Source organism: Geodermatophilus sp. SYSU D00879 (assembly GCF_054050375.1).
Genome location: NZ_JBJGZF010000008.1, coordinates 150153 through 167802 on the forward strand (window position 1 = coordinate 150153; position 17650 = coordinate 167802).

Sequence of the window (17650 nt, forward strand, 5' to 3'; positions counted from 1 at the left end):
CGTGATGCCGGGACGCTAGCAGGGCCGGGCGCGGGTGCACCACCCCCGCGGAGGAACAGGCATGGGCCGCAGCAGCGGGGGGCAAGGCTGGTCCGAGGAGCACCGTCCGGGTGCCGCGAGACAGGGAGGAGCGCCGTCCATGGCGTCCGTCATCCACTTCACCATCGCGACCGTCGCCGAGGAGAGCCCCGACTTCCGCCGGGTCCTGTGGACCGGGAAGAACACGCAGCTGGTCGTCATGACCATCCCGCCGGGCGGGGAGATCGGCGAGGAGGTCCACGAGGACATCGACCAGATCCTCACCTTCGTCAGCGGCATCGGGGAGGCGAAGGTCGGCGGCGCCACGAAGAAGGTCGCGCAGGGCGACCTGGTCGTCGTCCCGGCCGGGACCAAGCACAACTTCGTCAACACCGGCGAGAACCCGCTGATCCTGTACACGGTCTACGGCCCGCCGGAGCACGCCGACGGCGCGGTGCACCACACCAAGGAGGAGGCCGACGCGGCGGAGGAGTCCGGCGAGGACGAGCCGCCGACCGGCGACTGACACGCCTCCCCCCGGTGCCGTCCGCCCCCGCGGCGGCACCGGGGACACTGGGAGGGTGAGCAGCGCACTCGCCGACACCACCGCCGACACCGCCGAGGTCACCGCCGCGCTCCGCCGGGCCGGGATCGGCGACGTCGACGACTCGGGCCTGGCCCGGGCGCTGTACTCCTCCGACGGCTCGCTGTACCGCGTGCTGCCGCGCGCCGTCGTCCGCCCGCGCGACGCCGACGAGGTCGTCGCGGCCCTCGAGGTCTGCCGGACGCTCGGCGTGCCGCTGACCATGCGCGGCGCGGGCACCTCGATCGCCGGCAACGCCGTGGGCACCGGGGTCGTCGTCGACACCAGCCGGCACCTGGACCGGGTGCACGCGGTCGACGCCGAGGCCCGCACCGCGGTCATCGACCCCGGCGTCGTCCAGGCCCGCCTGCAGGTCGCCGCCCGCCCGCACGGGCTGCGCTTCGGGCCGGACCCGAGCACCGCCAACCGCTGCACCGTCGGCGGGATGATCGGCAACAACGCCTGCGGGTCGCGGGCGCTGGGCTACGGCCGGACGTCGGACAACGTCGTCGGCCTCGACGTCGTCACCGGGACCGGGCAGCGGCTGCGGCTGACCTCCGGGGCGGCCGTGGACGGCACGGGCAGCGGGGTGGTCGACGACCTGCGCGCCCTGGTCGGCCGCGAGCTGGCCACCATCCGCACCGAGCTCGGCCGCTTCGGCCGGCAGGTGTCGGGCTATTCGCTGGAGCACCTGCTGCCCGAGCACGGCTTCGACGTCACCCGGGCGCTGGTCGGCAGCGAGGGGACGCTGGCCGTCGTCCTCGGCGCCACCGTGCGGCTGGTCGCCGACGCCCCGTACCGCGGGCTGGTGGTGCTCGGCTACCCGTCGATGGCCGACGCCGCCGACGCCACGCCCGGCCTGCTCCGGCACGGGCCGACCGCCGTCGAGGGCCTGGACGAGCGGATCGTGCAGCGGCTGCGCGACGTGCCGGCCGCCGTCGTCCCCGACCTGCCGCGCGGCGCGGGCTGGCTGATCGTCGAGGTCACCGGCGACACCGTCGCCGAGGTCGAGGCCAAGGGCGCGGGCGTGGTCGCCGACGCCGGCGCGCTGGACGCCCTGGTGGTCACCGACGTCGCGCACGCCGCCGCCATCTGGCGGATCCGGGAGGACGGCGCGGGCCTGGCCGCGCGCACCTCCGACGGCCGCCCCGCGCACGCCGGCTGGGAGGACGCCGCCGTGCCGGTGGAGTCCCTCGGCGCCTACCTGCGCGAGTTCGACGCGCTGCTGGAGCAGCACGGGCTGCAGGGCGTGCCGTACGGCCACTTCGGCGACGGCTGCGTGCACGTGCGCATCGACTTCCCGTTCGGCCGCGAGCCCGACCGCGGCCGGGCCGCCTACCGCTCGTTCGTCGAGGACGCCGCCCGGCTGGTCGCCCGCTACGGCGGGTCGGTGTCGGGCGAGCACGGCGACGGCCGGGCCCGCAGCGAGCTGCTGTCGGCCATGTACTCCCCCGCCGCGCTGGACCTGTTCGCGCAGGTCAAGGCGCTGTTCGACCCCGACGACGTGCTCAACCCGGGCGTGCTGGTGCGCCCGGCCCGCCTGGACGACGACGTCCGGGTGGCCGCCGCACCCCGGCTGCGCGAGGGCCTGGCGCTGGCCTACCGGCACGACGACGGCGACCTGTCCAACGCGGTGCACCGCTGCACCGGCGTCGGCAAGTGCCGGGCCGACCCGTCCGGCGTCGCGGTGATGTGCCCGTCGTTCCCGGCCACCCGCGAGGAGAAGGACTCCACCCGCGGCCGCGCCCGGGTGCTGCAGGAGATGCTCGCGCCCGGCGGGCCGGTGCGGGACTGGCGCTCGCCGGAGGTGCACGCCGCGCTCGACCTGTGCCTGTCGTGCAAGGGCTGCTCGCGGGACTGCCCGACCGGCGTGGACATGGCCAGCTACAAGTCCGAGGTGCTGCACCAGTCCTACCGGCGCCGCCTCCGGCCGCTGGCGCACTACACGCTGGGCCGGCTGCCGATGTGGTCCGACCTGGCCGCTCGGGCGCCCCGGCTGGTCAACGCGGTGCTGCGCAACCGGCTCGGCGGGCGGCTGGCGAAGTGGGGCGCCGGCGTGGACCGGCGGCGGTCGCTGCCGTCGTTCGCGCCGCGCACCTTCCGTCAGTCGTTCACCCCGCGGCCCGGCGGCGGCGCGCCGGTGGCGCTGTGGGTGGACTCGTTCACCGACCACTTCGCGCCGGAGGCCGCGCACGCCGCCGTCCGGGTGCTCGAGGCCGCCGGCTACTCGGTGCAGGTGCCCGGCGACGACACCTGCTGCGGGCTGACCTGGATCACCACCGGGCAGCTGGACACCGCCAAGCGCATCCTCGGCGACACCGTGCACCGGCTGGCGCCGCTGGCCGACGCGGGCATCCCGATCGTCGGGGTGGAGCCCTCGTGCACCGCGGCGCTGCGCAGCGACGCCGTCGAGCTGCTCGAGGGGGTGGGCGGGGGTGCCACGGCGGCGCGGGTCGCCGCGGCCACCCGGACGCTGGCCGAGCTGCTCACCGCCACCGAGGGGTGGGCGCCGCCGTCGCTGGCCGGCGTCGAGGTGGTCGCGCAGCCGCACTGCCACCACCACGCGGTGATGGGCTGGGCGACCGACGAGCGGCTGCTGCGCCGGGCCGGCGCGACGGTCACCCGGCTCGGCGGCTGCTGCGGGCTGGCCGGCAACTGGGGCGTCGAGCGCGGGCACCACGAGGTGTCGGTGACGATCGCGGAGCAGCAGCTGCTGCCCGCCGTCCGCGCGGCCGGCCCGGACGCCGTCGTGCTGGCCGACGGGTTCTCCTGCCGCACGCAGCTGGACCAGCTCGCCGACCGGCCGGGGAAGCACCTCGCCGAGCTCCTGGCCGACGCGCTGGACCGGGCCCAGGGAGCGCTGGACCGGGAATGAGCCGCCGGCCGGCGCGTTGGCGGCAGGCATGACCACTCTCGGCATCATCGGCGCCGGCCACATCGGCACGGCGCTCGCGCAGGCGGCCACCGACCTCGGCTACGACGTCGTCCTCGCCAACTCCCGCGGCCCGGAGACCCTCGCCGGCCTCGTCGACGCGCTCGCCGACCGGCCCTCCCGCCGGGGCACGGTGCGCGCGGCGACCGCGGCCGAGGCCGGCGCCGCCGGCGACCTCGTCGTCGTCACCGTGCCGCTCAGGGCGGTCCCCGACATCCCGGTCGAGCCCCTGGCCGGGAAGGTCGTCGTCGACACCAACAACTACTACCCGGAGCGCGACGGGCACGTCCCCGCCCTCGACGAGGGCACCACCACCAGCTCCCAGCTGCTGCAGGACCACCTGCCCACGTCGCGCGTGGTCAAGGCGTTCAACCACATCGCCGCCGGGCAGATCACCGCCCGGCGGACGCCGAGCGGCACCCCGCACCGGCGGGCGCTGGCCGTCGCCGGGGACGACGCCTCGGCCCGGGAGGTCGTCGCCTCGTTCATCGACGAGGTCGGCTTCGACGTCCTCGACCTGGGCCCGCTGGCCGAGAGCTGGCGGATCGAGCCCGGCACCGCCGGCTACGGCCCGGACCTCGACCTCGAGGGCCTGCGCCGGGCGACCGCGGAGGCGACCCGGGCCGCGTGAGCTCAGGCGGCGCGGCGGTCCCGGCGGGCGCGGGCGGTGGCCAGCACCGTCGGGGCCAGCGCCGCCGCGATCCGCGCGTAGCCGCCCGAGGAGGGGTGGAACCGGTCGGCGGAGAACAGCGCCGGGTCGGTGGTGAACGCCCGGCCCACCTCGGCGGACACGGCCGCGACGGCGGCGCCGCGCGCCCGCGCCACCTCCGCCTGCCGCTGCTGCATCGCCGCGCAGGCGGCCTGCACGACCGGCCGGAACGCCGGCGGTACGAACGGCACGCTGGACATGTCCGGCGCCGGCACCACGACGACGTCGGTGCCCGCGGCGCGCAGCCCGTCGACGGCGGCGCCGAGCGCGCCCACCGCCTGCTCGACGGGGAGGAACCGGGCCAGGTCGTTGGCGCCGATCACCACGACGGCGAGGTCGGCGCCCAGCGGCGCGGCCCGGCGGACCTGCGCGGCGAGGTCGCGGGAGACCGCGCCGGGCACGGCCAGCACGGACAGGTCGGTGTCGATGCCCGCGCTGCGCAGCACCTGCGCCAGCCGCGGGCCGAGGCCGTCCTCGACCCGCGCGGCACCGGTGCCGTACGCGATCGAGTCACCGAGGACGGCGAGGTGGAGACGGTCGGTCACGCCCGGTACAACGCCGGCCGGGGGGGCGCTCTGCCCGCCGGAGCGGCCGGCCGCCGGTGACCCCGGCCACCGTGCGCCCCGACCCGCGACGCTCTGCCACGATGCCCGCGTGGTGGATCTCGACGAGACCATGCTGCCCGGCGTCGGCGTGCGCTACGGACTCACGACGCGCGCCGGTGACCGCCTGGCCGTCGTCGTCCAGCGCGAGGGCGGCGCGGAGGTGGCCGTGTTCGACCGGCGCGACCCGGACCGCGCCCGCGCCGTGTTCCGGCTCGACGCCGAGGAGACCGGCGTCCTGGCCGAGCTCCTCGGCGCGCCACGGCTGACCCAGCGGTTCGTCGACCTCTCCCGGGAGGTGCCGGGCCTCGAGTCCGCCCGCTTCCTCGTCCGCCCGGGATCCCCCTTCGACGGGCGTCCGCTCGGGGAGACCCGCGCCCGCACGCTGACCGGGTGCTCGATCGTGGCCGTGGTGCGGGAGAACGACGTCGTCCCCTCCCCCGGGCCGGCGGAGGTCCTGCACGCCGGGGACGTGCTCGTCGCCATCGGCTCCGACGCCGGGCTCACCCAGCTCGGCGCGCGGCTGGACGGCGCGGCCTAGGCCCCCCGGCGTGCACGGCACCGAGGCGCTGCTGGTCGAACTGGGGCTGCTCTTCCTGGGGCTCGCGCTGCTCGGCCTGCTCGCCCGGCGCCTGGACCTCTCCCCCATCCCGTTCGTCCTCGTGGCCGCGCTGGCGGTGGGCGAGGGCGGGGTCGCGCCCCTGACCACGGCCACCCCGTTCATCGAGGCCGCGGCCGAGATCGGCGTCGTGCTGCTGCTGCTCGCCCTCGGCCTGGAGTTCTCACCGGACGAGCTGTTCGCCTCGCTGCGCCACCACGGCCGTTCGGGCGTGGTGGACCTGCTGCTCAACGCGCCGCCGGGCATCGTGGGCGGCCTGGCGCTCGGCCTGCCCTGGCAGGGAGCGCTGGCCCTCGGCGGCATCACCTACGTCTCGTCGTCGGGCATCGTGGCCCGGCTGCTGGCCGACCTCGGCCGGCTGGCCAACCGGGAGACGCCGGCCGTGCTGTCGGTCCTGGTCCTCGAGGACCTCGCGATGGCGCTTGTGCTGCCGCTGCTCGCGGTGGCGCTGGCCGGGGGCGGCCCGGCCGCGGCCGCCGGCGGCCTCGCCCTGGCCGCCGGGGCCGTGGTGCTGGTCCTGGCCGCCGCCCGGCGCCACGGTCACCGCCTCGGGGTGCTGCTCACCTCTCCCGACGACGAGCAGGTCCTCCTGCGGCTGGTCGGGCTGACCCTGCTGGTCGCCGGCGCGGCCCAGGCGCTGGGCGTCTCGGCCGCGGTCGGCGCCTTCCTCGTCGGGCTGGCCCTGCCCGCCCCCTTCGCCGCACGGGTGCGGCGGATCCTCATCCCGCTGCGCGACCTGTTCGCGGCCACCTTCTTCGTGGCCTTCGGGCTGGGCACCGACCCCGCCGACGTCCTCCCGGTCCTGCCGGCGGCGCTGCTCCTCGCCGTCGTGACGGCGGCGACCAAGGTGGGGACCGGCTGGTACGCGGCCCGCCGGGACGGGGTCGCGGCTCCGGGCCGCTGGCGTGCCGGGACGGCGCTGATCGCCCGCGGGGAGTTCTCCGTGGTCATCGCCGGGCTGGCCGTGGTGGCCGGACTGCCCGAGCTCGGTCCCCTGACCACTGCGTACGTGCTGGTGCTCGCCGTCGCCGGCCCCGTGGTGACCCGGCTGGCCGAGCCCCGGACCGCGCTCCCCGGCACGGCCCACCCCGGGCCCGGGGCGCCGGCCGCGTGAGCGCCGGGTGCCGCGGGACCGGGGTGGGACACGGCCGCTGCGGTCGGTGCAGGACGGGCGCGCCGCCCTGCTCCTCGGCCGGCCGCTGCGAGCCCGACGTCGTCTTCAGCGGCTTCTCCGGGATGAACGGCACCACGAGCAGGCGCGGGTGCCCTGCACCAGCGCGACCACCTCCGGCGGCAGCCCGCTGACGTCCGGCGCCGCGGGCTCGCCGCCGCCCGGGGCGGCGCGCCGCCGCCGAGGGCACCGGGCCCGTCGGCGACCGGTGCGGCCAGCACCAGGTTCTGCCCGAGCATGCCGGCGCCGCAGCCGAGCACGACCGTGTAGGCGCCCAGCTGCCAGGTCGACGTCCCGGGCGTCGGTGGTCGCCAGCAGGCCGAGACCCACGACCGAACGGCCCCAGACGCGACGGGGCCCGGCCGGGATCTCTCCCGGCCGGGCCCCCAGGGTCCGTGCGTGGCGGCTGTTACGCCTTCGGGCCGCCCGCGGCGTAGACGACCTGGCCGGAGACGAAGCCCGCGCCCTCGCTGACGAAGAACGACACCAGGTGGGCGATGTCCTCGGGCTGGCCGACGCGGGCCACCGGGATCTGCGAGGCGGCGCCCTTGATGAAGTCGTCGAAGGCGATGCCCATGCGCTCGGCGGTGGCCATCGTCATCTCGGTCTGGATGAAGCCCGGCGCGATGGCGTTGGCGGTGACGCCGAACTTGCCCAGCTCGATGGCGAGGGTCTTGGTGAAGCCCTGCAGGCCCGCCTTCGCCGTCGAGTAGTTCGCCTGGCCGCGGTTGCCCAGCGCCGAGGTGCTCGACAGGTTCACGACCCGGCCCCACTTGGCCTCGACCATGTGCTTCTGGCAGGCGCGGCTCATGAGGAAGGCGCCGCGCAGGTGGACGTTCATGACCAGGTCCCAGTCGACCTCGGTCATCTTGAACAGCATGTTGTCCCGGATGACGCCGGCGTTGTTGATCAGCACGACCGGCGGGCCGAGCTCGGCGGCGATGCGGTCGACGGCGGCCTGCACCTGCTCGGCGTCGCTGACGTCGGCACCGACGCCGAGCGCGCGGCCGCCGGCGGACTCGATGGCCTGCACGGTGTCCTTGGTGTTCGCCTCGTCGAGGTCGAGCACGGCGACGGCGAAGCCGTCGGCGGCCAGGCGCTTCGCCGTCGCGGCGCCGATGCCGCGCGCGGCGCCGGTCACGATGGCGACGCGGGGGGTGGCCTCGCTCATGGCAGTTCCTCTCGTTGGTGGCGGCGTCGTCGCCGGCCGGTCCGGGTGGGGGGCTCGGGCCGGGTCGTCCCGCGCCGGCCCCCGGGCTGCGCCGGACACGTTACGTCGGGCTCCCGGGGCGTCCGGAGACGGCCCCGTGCCGGTGCGCGGCGGCCGTCAGGGCCAGATCGAGGCGACGATGATCCCGGCGACCGAGAGCTGGGCGGCGGCCATCACCAGGCTCGCCGGGTGGAAGCCGGGCTCGGTGACGAGGTGGCCCATCTTCCCCGGCGTGAGCAGGTCGAGGACGACGAAGGCGACGGCCTGCAGCACCACGCCGAGCAGGCCGAAGACGACGGTGTAGAGCAGCGCCTCCCCGAACCCGGACGTCGCGTTGGTCCAGATCGAGGCGAAGATGACCGCGCCCTGGGCGAGGAACCCGGCGGACAGGACGACCGCGGCGCTCACCGACCGGTCCTCGTAGATGCGCCGGCCGAGGTGGCCGGGCGTCAGCAGGTCGAGGACGAGGAAGCCGAGGGCCAGCAGCACGAGGCCGACGGCGGTGTAGGCGACGGCGTAGCCGAGGCTGGCCAGCACGGGACGGGTACCTCCGGGGGCGGGAGCGGACGGGCCTGCCAGTTCCTACCGCACCGGCTCCCCCGGCCGCACGCGACGGTCCGGCCGGTCGGTCCCCGCGCGCACGACGTCACCCCGCACGACGTCACCCGTGTACGACGTCACCCCTGTACGACGTCACCCCGCACGACGTCGACCCGGTCGAAGCCCTCGGCCGCGGTGGGCGGGGCGAACCGGGTGCGGGCGGCGTACACCCCGACCAGCGGCACCGGCGACTCGCGGGCCGCGTTGCGGGCCAGGCACTCCTCGAGCGGGGTGTCCACCCAGACCGCGCGCACCGGCACGCCGGCCGCGCGGGCCGCGGCGACCAGCGGCGCGCGCTCCTCCGGCGAGGGGCTGGTGTTGTCGACGACGACGCTGCGCCCGGCCGCCAGCAGCGCGGCGACCAGCCGTTGCTGCCGCGCCTCCCGCCGGCGGGCGCGGGGCCAGTGGTCCTTGCTCACCACCTCGTGCGTGCCGGCGAGGGTCCGTTGCACCCACGTCGACTTGCCCGCGCCCTGCAGGCCGACCACGACGACGAGTTCCTGCGCGCCGTCGGCCGGTCCGGCCGTCATGCGCTCCGGCGCAGCGGGGTCACCGGCTCGTCGTCGTCCTCGAACACCGGGCGGGCCGCCGGGTGCTCGACCAGCGCGAGCACCCTCCCGGACATGAAGCGTGCGGTGCGCACGGGCGTGCCGCCGCGGGTGGTCTCGGTGACCTCCACGACGCCGCGGCCGTGGGACACGTCCACCCGGCGCCCGGCGCGGGTGGCCTCGATCTCGTAGGTGCGGGTGTCGCCACCGGCGTCGATGACGACCTCGACACGATCGCCCTTCACGGGTCCTCCTCGGGGTCTCGCCGGGACCATCTCCCGGCTTGTGGACAACGTCCTCCCGACCCCTGACATTCCCCGAAAGCGCTGGTCAGTCCCCGGATCCGCGTCGCGAGGGCCAGTGCGGGTGCAGCGCCCGGACCGAGGCCAGCGCCGCCCGGCGGGCCTGCGCGCGCTGCCGCGCGCGGCTGGTCCGCGGGGCTCTCGGCTCCTCCCGCAGCAGGGCGTCCAGCCAGTGCCCGCGCGGGTCGACGTCGACCAGCAGCGCCTTCACCAGCAGCGTGAGCGGGATGGCCAGCAGCGCGCCCAGCGCGCCGAGCACCCAGCCCCAGAACAGCAGCGCGAGGAAGGTGACCGTCATCGACAGGCCCACCGAGTCGCCGACGAACCGGGGCTGGATGAGCGTCTGCACGACGAAGTTGAGCAGCGCGTAGACGACGATGATCACCCAGAACTCGGTCCAGCCGCCGGCGAGCAGGCCGAGCAGCGCCGGCGGGATGACGCCGAGCACGAACCCGATGTTGGGCACGTAGTTGGTGATGAACGACAGCAGGCCCCACAGCACCGGCAGCGGGACCTCGAGGATCGCCAGCGCGACGGTGTCGCCCACCGCCACGATCGCCCCGAACACCGTGCTCACCAGCAGGTAGCTGCGGGTGCCGCGGGCGAACAGGCCGAGGGCGATGGGCAGGTGCGGCCGGTCCTCGGCGACCAGCGCCAGCCGGCGGCCGAACCCGCCGGACTCGATGGCGAGGAACACCATCGCCGACAGCAGCAGCACCAGCGTGCTGGCGGTGTCGGTGACCCGGGAGAGCAGGTCGGTGGCCAGGCCCACGAGCTGGCCGTAGTCGAACCGGTCGACCAGGTCCTGGATCTGCGTGGAGGACAGCCCGGCCTCGTCGAGCCGCTGCACCGTGTCGTCGAGCAGCACCGCGAACTGCGGCGCGTAGTCGGGCAGCAGGACGGCGAACTGGGCGATCGCGACCACCAGCAGCGACCCGAGGCCGAGCAGCACACCCCACACGAGCAGCAGCAGGACTCCGGCCGCCGCCCAGCGCGGCACGTGGTGGCGCAGCAGCCAGCGCTGCACCGGCATGAGCGCCACGACGACGACGAGCGCCAGCAGCACCGGCGCGACCAGCCAGGCGATCTCGCGCACCCCGGCGACGGCGATCGTCGCGGCCGCGGCACCGACCAGCAGCACCAGCCAGCGGGGCAGCCCGCCGGGGCCCGAGAGGGTGCCGGCCGGTCCCGGCGCCGGGCCGCCGTCGACCGGCGCGAGCGGGACGTCGGCGGCCAGCGGCAGCCCGTCGGCGAGGTCCGCCGGCAGCTCGGTGGGCTCCGGGGGGACCACCCTTGAGGCCCCGGTGCGCGCCCGCTCCGCACCCGGCTCGGGCAGGTGCGACTGCGCGGCCATGGACGTCCTCCCCCGTAACGGCGCCGTGACGCCCCAGGGTGTCACGGCGGTGCGGCTCCCGCGGGGAGCCTCAGCCGGACCGGCCCTCGAGCAGCGCGGTCATGTCCGGCAGGTCGAAGAACGCCGCGGTCTCGCGGGCGCTCGGCCCGCCGGCGTCGGGGTCGGCGCCGGCGGCCAGCAGCGTCCGCACGCCGGCCTCCGAGCGGCGGAAGACCGCCGCGGCCAGCGCCGTCTGGCCGCGGTCGTTGGCCCGGCCCGGGTCGGCGCCGCGCTCGAGCAGCGCGGCCACCGTCTCCGGGTGGTCGTGGTAGGCGGCGAGGATCAGCAGCGTGTCGCCCTTGTCGTTGGTGAGGTCCACCGGGACGCCGGCGTCGACGTAGGCGGCGAGCTCCGCGGTGTGGCCGAACCGGGCGAGGTCGAAGACCCGCGCGGCCAGCTCGATGACGCCGGGGTCGATGGGCTCGCTCACGACCGCGCCCCCGCCCCGAGGCCGTCGACGAGGGCGAGGATCCGCCGCCAGGCGTCCTGGCAGGCCTCCTCCCACTCGGGCGCGGCGCGGTCGAAGAAGGAGTGGGGGGCGCCGTCGTAGACCGCGGTCTCGACGTCGGCGCCGGCGGCGCGCATCGTCTCCGCGAGGGCGAGCTGGTCCTCGACGGGGGTGGCTGCGTCCGCGCCGGCGACGACCATCAGCGTCGGGCGCGCGGCGCGCCGGGCGGCGTCGCCGACCATGGCCGGCCGGCCGTAGAAGCCCACGCAGGCGGCGACGTCGAGGGCGCCGCCGGACTGCCGCCAGGAGTGGCTGCCGCCGAAGCAGAAGCCGACGGTGACCACCGGCAGGCCGGGCCGGGTGCGCCGGCGCAGCTCGGCGATCGCCGCGGTGAGGTCGGCGTCGACCCCCTCGGGCGTGGTCTGCGGGACGTGCGTCTGCCAGTCGAAGCCGGCGTCGCGGGTGCCGGACGGGCAGGGGCCGGCGGTGCGGCCGAAGTAGTCGAAGGCGACGGCTGGCACGCCGGCCTCGGCGAAGCGCTCGGCCAGCGCGACGTAGTACGGGTGCAGTCCGCGGATGTCCGGGAGGACCACCACGCCGGCGGGTGCGGCCGCGACGTCGGCGGGCAGCGCCCAGGCGGCCGAGACCTCCGTGCCGTCGGCCGCGGTGAGGACGGTGAGGCCGCGGTCGCCGACCTGCCCCGAGCGCGGCGGGGCGGGCGGGCGGCTGGCGGGGTCGTGGCACATGGCCCTGTGCTACCAGGCCGCGGCGGGCACCGCGCGAGGGACCCGGTCAGACGCCCCCGGTGCGCTCGGCGGCCCCCGCCCGGCCGCCGAAGACGGCGGCGGCGACCTCGCGGCGGGCGTCGGTGAGCCACGCGTACTGCCGGTGCGCCTGGTCGATGAGCCGGTCGAGCTCGGCCCGGTCCAGCCGGTCGTCGGCCTCGGCGACGATGCGCAGCGTCTCGAAGCCGCTGCGCTTGGCGCGCACCCCGGAGGCGAGGAACTCGAACTCGACGAGGTCCGACAGCGGGGAGCGGGACAGCAGCCGGCCGTTGAGCTTGACGCGGGTGACCTTCTCCGCCAGCCAGACGCCGAGCTGCTTGTACTGCCGCACCGGGATGCCGAGCGCCCGGGCCGTGGCCAGCAGCGAGGACTTCTCCTCGCGCAGCTCGCCGAGCAGCTGGGTCAGCGGCGCCTCCCACTGCGAGCCGCGGTGCACGCCCAGCATCCGGCGGACCAGCTCGATGCCGCCGGTGGCCGAGGCGAGGTGGTCGTTGACGTAGACGCCGAGGAGCTCGGCGTTGCGGAGCGGCTGCACGGGTTCGGACACGGGACCTCCTGCGGGGCGGGACGTCCCCATCCTCCGGGACCGGTGATCACCGCGCGCGGCGGCGTCCCTCATCCGGGCGGCCGGCCGGCGCGGGTGAGCAGGCGCGCGGCGGCCGGGCGCAGCTCCTGCTCCAGCTCCCAGGACCCGGCGGCCAGCCGCTGCGCGACCGCCTGCCGGGACACGCCGAGCTCGGCGGCCGCCGCGGCCCGCGTGGCGCCGGCCGCGACCAGGTCGACGGCGGCCCAGGCCGCGGCGCTGCGGCGGGCGAGCAGGACGGCGAGCGCGGTGAGGACCGCCTGCGCGTCGGCGGCCGCCTCGGCGTCGGACCCGCGCACGGCCAGCCGGGCCGGGCGGCGCCCGGCGGCCTCCAGGGCGCGGCGCGCGGCGAGCACCACCGGGCCGTCGCCGGGACCGGCGGGCGCGGCGCCGACGCCGATCCGCCGGCCGCCCTCCCGCACCAGCGCGACGACCGCGTCGACGGCGGCCGGGGGGTGGTGGAGGACCGCCGCCCAGCCCTCCCCCACCGCACGCGCGCCGGCCCCGAGGGCCGCCGGGGGGCCGCCGGCGGCGGGGCCCGCGGTCAGCGGGGCGCAGGCGACGGCCAGGGACACGCGCGCAGCGTCGCCGCCGGCCGGGCCGGGTGCAAGCTCCTGGGCTTGCCCGGCGCGCCGGTCAGTCCTGCGCCGGCTCGGGCGGGAAGCCGCCGGTGGCCACCGGGCCCCAGCGGTCGATCGTGACCCGCAGCAGCGACTTGCCCTGCCGGGCCATCGCGGCGCGGTACTCGTCCCAGTCGGGGTGCTCGCCGCTGATCGACCGGAAGTACTCGACCAGTGGCTCCAGCGCCTCCGGCAGGTCCAGCACCTCGGCGCGGCCGTCCACCTGCACCCACGCGCCGTCCCAGTCGTCGGACAGGACGCAGAGGGAGACGGCGGGGTCGCGCCGGGCGTTGCGCACCTTGGCGCGCTGCGGATAGGTGCTGACGACGACCCGGCCCTCGGCGTCGACGCCGTAGGTCACCGGGGACAGCTGCACCCCGCCCTCGCGGCGCCGGGTGAGCAGCACCGCGCGGTGCCGCGGGCGGAGGAAGTCGAGCAGCTCGGCGCGCTCGACCCGGTCGGCTCTGGCGGTCCTGGGCACGTCCCCGACGCTAGCGGCGGCCCGCGCCCCACCAGCCGTCGGGCGGTGGTCCGCGGTGATCCGTGGTGCGATGTGACCATGAGGTTCCGCCTGTCCGGACGCCGGGACGACGCCCCGGCCGGTGGTGGCGCGTCCGCCGCCGGCGGCGCCGCGGCCCGCGACCGCGCGGCCGCCGACGGGTCCGGCGCCGGGCCGGTCGGCGACGAGCGCGCCACCCCCACGCTCACCGGCGAGGGCGGCCCGGGCGACCCGCGCGCCGCCGACCACGACGCCACGGCGGCCCCCGCCCCGGCCTGGCAGCGCGGCGAGCGGGCCGTGTCGGCCACCCGCACCCTCGCCATCGCCTCCGCCCAGCTGCTGCTCATCAGCGCGGCGCTGGTGGTGATCGGCTGGGTCCTCGGCAAGCTGTGGGTCATCCTGCTGCCGGTCATCCTCGGCCTGCTGTTCGCCACCGTGCTGTGGCCGCCCACCCGGTTCCTGCGCCGGCACGGCTGGCCCCCCGCCCTGGCCGCGGCGGTCGTGCTGCTGCTGTTCCTCGGCCTCATCGGCGGGCTGGTCGCGGTCATCGCGCCGCAGGTCGCCGACCAGGTCACCGAGCTCGCCGACCAGTTCACCAGCGGCCTGCAGCAGGTCCAGGACTGGCTGCAGGGCCCCCCGCTGAACATCGACGAGGAGCAGCTGGGCCAGTACGTGGACCAGGCGATCGACTCGGTCCAGAACAACGCGTCGAACATCGCGGGCTACGCGGCCACCGGCGCCTCCGCCGTCGGCAACGGGCTGATCAACCTGGTGCTCGCGCTGGTGCTGGCGTTCTTCTTCGTCAAGGACGGGCCGCGCTGGGTGCCGTGGCTGGCCGCGCAGACCGGGCCGAAGGCCGCCCCGCACGTGGCCGCGCTGTCGCAGAAGACCTGGACGACCCTGTCGGAGTTCATCAAGCAGCAGGCCCTCGTCGGCTTCGTCGACGCCTTCTTCATCGGCCTGGGGCTGTGGATCCTCGACGTGCCGCTGGTCATCCCGCTGGCCGTGCTGACGTTCTTCGGCGCGTTCATCCCGATCATCGGCGCGTTCGTCGCCGGCGCCTTCGCGGTGCTGATCGCCCTGGTCGACGAGGGCTTCACCGTGGCGCTGATCGTCTTCGGGATCGTGCTGCTGGTGCAGCAGATCGAGGGCAACGTGCTGCAGCCGATCATCCAGGGCCGCGGGTTCAACCTGCACGCCGCGGTGGTCATCCTCGCCGTCACCGCCGGCGGCAGCCTGGCCGGGATCATCGGCGCCTTCCTCGGGGTGCCGGTGGCCGCGCTGATCGCCGTCGTCTACCGGTACACCCGCGACGCGCTCGACGGCCGCCATCCCGAGGTCGCCGACGACGGCACCCGGCACCAGGTGGCCGGCGACGACGACGGCGCCGTCCTGACCCGCTCCCCCGCGCCGCCGGCCTGACCGGACGGGAATGCCGGCCGGGCCGCCGTCGCTTCCCCTGACGACGTCCGATCAGCACGGCGTCCGACCAGCAGGAGGTGCCCCCGTGGCGCAGCGACCGGAGGAGCTCGTCGAGCTCACTCCCGAGGCCGATCCGTTCCTCGCCGCCGAGGAGGCGGTCACCGGCGCCGCCCAGCGGCGCGGCCTGGTGCTCGTGCACGCCCTCGCGGGCGACTTCGACGCCGCCTCGTCCGCCCAGCTCGCCGCCTCGCACCTGCTGGCCTCGCTGCCGCACCGCACCGTCGCGCGGTTCGACGCCGACCTGCTGGTGGACTACCGCGCCCGCCGGCCGCGGATGACGTTCAACGGCGACCACTACGAGGACTTCACCGCGCCGGAGATCGTGCTCTCGGCGCTGGAGGACGACGCCGGCGAGCCGTTCCTGCTGCTGCACGGGCCCGAGCCGGACTACCGGTGGGAGGGCTTCGCCGCCGCCGTGGCCGGGGTGGTCGAGCGGCTCGGGGTGACCTCGGTCGTGGCGCTGCAGGCCATCCCGATGCCGGTGCCGCACACCCGGCCGGTGACGGTCACCGCGCACGCCACGCGCCGGCAGCTGATCGAGTCCTACCCCGTCTACTGGGGCGAGCTGCGCGTCCCGGGCAGCGCCCCGGCACTGCTGGAGCTGCGCCTGGGCGAGGCCGGCGTGGACGCCCTCGGGGTGGCCGCGCACGTGCCGCACTACCTGGCGCAGGCCAGCTACCCGGCCGCGACGCTCACCCTGCTCGAGCACCTCGGGCGGCTCACCGGCCTGCTGCTGCCCACCGAGACGCTGCGCGAGGCGGCCCAGCAGCACCGCACCGAGGTCGACGAGCAGATCGCCCGCTCCGCGGACAACACCGCGGTCGTGGCCGCGCTGGAGCAGCAGTACGACCAGTTCGCCGCCGCCCGCGAGGGCGAGGACCTGCTCGGCGGGGCCGGCGAGGTGCCCAGCGGCGACGAGATCGGCGCGGAGTTCGAGCGCTTCCTCGCGGAGCAGGACCGCCGCGGGCGAGGAGACTGACGGCGTCCCGAGTGGCCCCGGAGGGGTCCGCGCAGTGACGCCGGCGGGGCTCCGCGCTCAGGGGGACGGCACGTGGCCGCGGTGCGGTCCGACGAGCGGGGCCCGGAGGGTCCCCGAGGAGGACTCGCCGGCGGGGCTCCGCGCTCAGGGGGACGGCACGTGGCCGCGGTGCGGTCCGGAGGACCGCGGTGTCACCGCGCGGGGCGCCGGGTCCGGGTGACGCTCAGGGCCAGCGCGCCCAGCGCGCCGACGACGGCGAACACGTAGAAGCCCCACGGGAAGGCGATGCCCGCCGTCACCAGGGCCCCGGTGATCACCGGCCCGACGATGGCGCCCACCCGGCCGGCCCCCGCCGACCAGCCCAGCGCGGTGGCGCGCACGGCCGGCGGGTGGTTGGCGCTGGTGAACGCGTACACGAGCACCTGCGCCGAGAAGACGAAGCAGCCGGTGAGGAAGCACATCAGGTAGAGGCCCACGGTGGGCAGCTCGACCGACAGCAGCGCCAGGAACAGCGCGCCGGAGGCGAACCAGATCATCCCGGCGGTGCGGGCGCCGATGCGGTCGGCGACCGTGCCGGCCACCAGCAGGCCGACGATGGCGCCGACGTTGAGCACCAGCAGGAACGCCAGCGAGCTGCCGAGGTCGTAGCCGGCCTCGCGCATGATCGTCGGCAGCCAGTTGTTCAGGCCGTAGACCAGCAGCAGCCCCATGAACGAGGTCACGCCGATGGCCACGGTGTTGCGGGCGTACCCGCCGGTGAACAGCGAGCGGACGGTCGAGGTGGCACCGGCGGCCGCGCCGGCCGACGCCGGGCCCGCGGTGCTCTCCAGCTCCAGCCCGTAGCGGCGGGCCACCTCCTCGGCCTCCGCCCGCCGGCCGGCGGCCTGCAGGAAGGACGCCGACTCCGGCAGCCGCGCGATCATGAGCGGGACGAGCACGAGGGCCGGGGCCGCGCCGATGACGAACATCCACCGCCAGCCCAGCGACGGGATGACCACGATGGCCAGCGCCGCGGTGGCCACGGCGCCGACGTGGTAGCCGGTCATGATCGTCGTGGTGGCCCGGCCGCTGCGCCCGGCGCGGGTGAACTCGTTGACCATGGCGATCGCCGTGGGCAGGCAGCCACCGAGGCCCAGGCCCGCGAGGAAGCGCAGCACCCCGAAGACGACCTCGTTGGGCGCGAACGCGCACAGCAGGGTGAACAGCGAGAAGGACGCCACGGCGCCGATCAGCGCCTTGCGGCGGCCGACCAGGTCGGTGAGCGTGCCGATGGTCAGCGCGCCGATCATCATGCCGACCAGGCCGATGGTGATCACCACGGTGGCGCCGGTGCCGGTGAGGGCGAACTCCTCCGGCTGCGACAGCGTGGGGACGACGGTCCCGACGACGACCAGGTCGAAGCCGTCGAGCAGCACCGCGATCCAGCACAGCGGCGCGACCCACCCGGCGGCGCGGGCCGCGGCGCCGGGCGTCGTCGGGCGGACGGGGGTCGAGCTCATCGGTGTCCTCCACGGCGAGGGCGTCGGCGGTCGACCGACGGTAGGAGCGCCCCGCGTCGCGTCCCAAT

Annotated in this window: 19 protein-coding genes; 7 read left to right on the forward strand and 12 right to left on the reverse strand. The window is 76.5% G+C overall.

Features of this window, described 5'->3' with window-relative positions; translation table 11 throughout:
- Positions 1-139: 139 nt before the first annotated feature.
- From ACI79B_RS12810 to ACI79B_RS12820, 3 genes are read left to right on the forward strand one after another with little or no spacing between them, the layout of a single operon-like run.
- A complete protein-coding gene (locus tag ACI79B_RS12810) occupies positions 140-544 on the forward strand; it encodes a cupin domain-containing protein (RefSeq protein WP_456927967.1) in 405 nt (134 codons plus the stop codon).
- Positions 545-599: 55 nt separating this feature from the next.
- Positions 600-3476, forward strand: coding sequence for an FAD-binding and (Fe-S)-binding domain-containing protein (locus tag ACI79B_RS12815; protein WP_456927968.1), 2877 nt, complete (start codon positions 600-602; stop codon positions 3474-3476).
- Positions 3477-3504: 28 nt separating this feature from the next.
- Positions 3505-4164 (forward strand): NADPH-dependent F420 reductase, encoded by a 660-nt coding sequence (locus tag ACI79B_RS12820; protein WP_456927969.1) that lies wholly within the window; start codon positions 3505-3507, stop codon positions 4162-4164.
- A 2-nt stretch (positions 4165-4166) separates the two neighbouring features.
- On the opposite strand, the gene ACI79B_RS12825 is transcribed toward ACI79B_RS12820, so the two are convergent.
- A complete protein-coding gene (locus ACI79B_RS12825) occupies positions 4167-4787 on the reverse strand; it encodes a GDSL-type esterase/lipase family protein (protein ID WP_456927970.1) in 621 nt (206 codons plus the stop codon).
- 109 nt (positions 4788-4896) lie between these two features.
- Here ACI79B_RS12825 and ACI79B_RS12830 point away from each other — a divergent pair, with 109 nt between their 5' ends.
- Both ACI79B_RS12830 and ACI79B_RS12835 read left to right on the forward strand, forming a co-directional pair.
- Entirely contained in the window at positions 4897-5385 is a 489-nt protein-coding gene (locus ACI79B_RS12830; RefSeq protein WP_456927971.1) for a cation:proton antiporter regulatory subunit, read from the forward strand.
- A gap of 10 nt (positions 5386-5395) precedes the next feature.
- On the forward strand, positions 5396-6577 hold the full coding sequence (locus ACI79B_RS12835) for a cation:proton antiporter (protein ID WP_456927972.1): 1182 nt from the start codon (positions 5396-5398) through the stop codon (positions 6575-6577).
- Between the two features lie 466 nt (positions 6578-7043).
- Here the strand turns inward: ACI79B_RS12835 and ACI79B_RS12840 are convergent, their stop codons facing one another.
- From ACI79B_RS12840 to ACI79B_RS12885, 10 genes are all read right to left on the reverse strand, one after another.
- On the reverse strand, positions 7044-7805 hold the full coding sequence (locus ACI79B_RS12840; protein WP_456927973.1) for an SDR family oxidoreductase: 762 nt from the start codon (positions 7803-7805) through the stop codon (positions 7044-7046).
- Positions 7806-7961: 156 nt separating this feature from the next.
- Positions 7962-8381, reverse strand: a complete 420-nt coding sequence (locus ACI79B_RS12845; RefSeq protein WP_456927974.1) for a DUF350 domain-containing protein — start codon at positions 8379-8381, stop codon at positions 7962-7964.
- Positions 8382-8521: 140 nt separating this feature from the next.
- Entirely contained in the window at positions 8522-8974 is a 453-nt protein-coding gene (locus tag ACI79B_RS12850; protein ID WP_456927975.1) for an AAA family ATPase, read from the reverse strand.
- Positions 8971-9237: a hypothetical protein gene (locus ACI79B_RS12855; RefSeq protein WP_456927976.1), complete on the reverse strand. Its 267-nt coding sequence runs from the start codon at positions 9235-9237 to the stop codon at positions 8971-8973. The genes ACI79B_RS12850 and ACI79B_RS12855 overlap by 4 nt, the downstream gene beginning before the upstream one ends.
- A gap of 85 nt (positions 9238-9322) precedes the next feature.
- Positions 9323-10648, reverse strand: a complete 1326-nt coding sequence (locus ACI79B_RS12860; RefSeq protein WP_456927977.1) for an AI-2E family transporter — start codon at positions 10646-10648, stop codon at positions 9323-9325.
- 70 nt (positions 10649-10718) lie between these two features.
- Complete coding sequence (locus ACI79B_RS12865; RefSeq protein WP_456927978.1) at positions 10719-11117, reverse strand: ankyrin repeat domain-containing protein; 399 nt, start codon at positions 11115-11117, stop codon at positions 10719-10721.
- A complete protein-coding gene (locus ACI79B_RS12870; RefSeq protein WP_456927979.1) occupies positions 11114-11881 on the reverse strand; it encodes a dienelactone hydrolase family protein in 768 nt (255 codons plus the stop codon). Before ACI79B_RS12870 ends, ACI79B_RS12865 begins: the two co-directional genes overlap by 4 nt.
- A gap of 46 nt (positions 11882-11927) precedes the next feature.
- Entirely contained in the window at positions 11928-12467 is a 540-nt protein-coding gene (locus tag ACI79B_RS12875; RefSeq protein ID WP_456927980.1) for a hypothetical protein, read from the reverse strand.
- Between the two features lie 68 nt (positions 12468-12535).
- Entirely contained in the window at positions 12536-13078 is a 543-nt protein-coding gene (locus tag ACI79B_RS12880) for a hypothetical protein (RefSeq protein ID WP_456927981.1), read from the reverse strand.
- A 61-nt stretch (positions 13079-13139) separates the two neighbouring features.
- Complete coding sequence (locus ACI79B_RS12885) at positions 13140-13604, reverse strand: PPOX class F420-dependent oxidoreductase (RefSeq protein WP_456927982.1); 465 nt, start codon at positions 13602-13604, stop codon at positions 13140-13142.
- A gap of 78 nt (positions 13605-13682) precedes the next feature.
- On the opposite strand from ACI79B_RS12885, the gene ACI79B_RS12890 reads away from it, so the two are divergent.
- Together ACI79B_RS12890 and ACI79B_RS12895 are read left to right on the forward strand one after the other, a co-directional pair.
- Positions 13683-15044, forward strand: a complete 1362-nt coding sequence (locus ACI79B_RS12890; protein ID WP_456927983.1) for an AI-2E family transporter — start codon at positions 13683-13685, stop codon at positions 15042-15044.
- An 85-nt stretch (positions 15045-15129) separates the two neighbouring features.
- Complete coding sequence (locus ACI79B_RS12895; protein WP_456927984.1) at positions 15130-16083, forward strand: proteasome assembly chaperone family protein; 954 nt, start codon at positions 15130-15132, stop codon at positions 16081-16083.
- A gap of 191 nt (positions 16084-16274) precedes the next feature.
- Here the strand turns inward: ACI79B_RS12895 and ACI79B_RS12900 are convergent, their stop codons facing one another.
- Positions 16275-17582 carry an MFS transporter gene (locus tag ACI79B_RS12900; protein ID WP_456927985.1) on the reverse strand — a complete coding sequence of 436 codons (1308 nt, stop codon included), beginning with the start codon at positions 17580-17582 and terminating at the stop codon, positions 16275-16277.
- Between the last annotated feature and the right edge of the window lie 68 nt (positions 17583-17650).

Coding starts and splice junctions, on each gene's coding strand:
- ACI79B_RS12810 (WP_456927967.1), top strand. CDS start 140: ATGGCGTCCGTCATCCACTTCACCATCGCGACCGTCGCCGAGGAGAGC.
- ACI79B_RS12820 (WP_456927969.1), top strand. CDS start 3,505: ATGACCACTCTCGGCATCATCGGCGCCGGCCACATCGGCACGGCGCTC.
- ACI79B_RS12840 (WP_456927973.1), bottom strand. CDS start 7,805: ATGAGCGAGGCCACCCCCCGCGTCGCCATCGTGACCGGCGCCGCGCGC.
- ACI79B_RS12850 (WP_456927975.1), bottom strand. CDS start 8,974: ATGACGGCCGGACCGGCCGACGGCGCGCAGGAACTCGTCGTCGTGGTC.
- ACI79B_RS12860 (WP_456927977.1), bottom strand. CDS start 10,648: ATGGCCGCGCAGTCGCACCTGCCCGAGCCGGGTGCGGAGCGGGCGCGC.
- ACI79B_RS12870 (WP_456927979.1), bottom strand. CDS start 11,881: ATGTGCCACGACCCCGCCAGCCGCCCGCCCGCCCCGCCGCGCTCGGGG.
- ACI79B_RS12890 (WP_456927983.1), top strand. CDS start 13,683: ATGAGGTTCCGCCTGTCCGGACGCCGGGACGACGCCCCGGCCGGTGGT.
- ACI79B_RS12900 (WP_456927985.1), bottom strand. CDS start 17,582: ATGAGCTCGACCCCCGTCCGCCCGACGACGCCCGGCGCCGCGGCCCGC.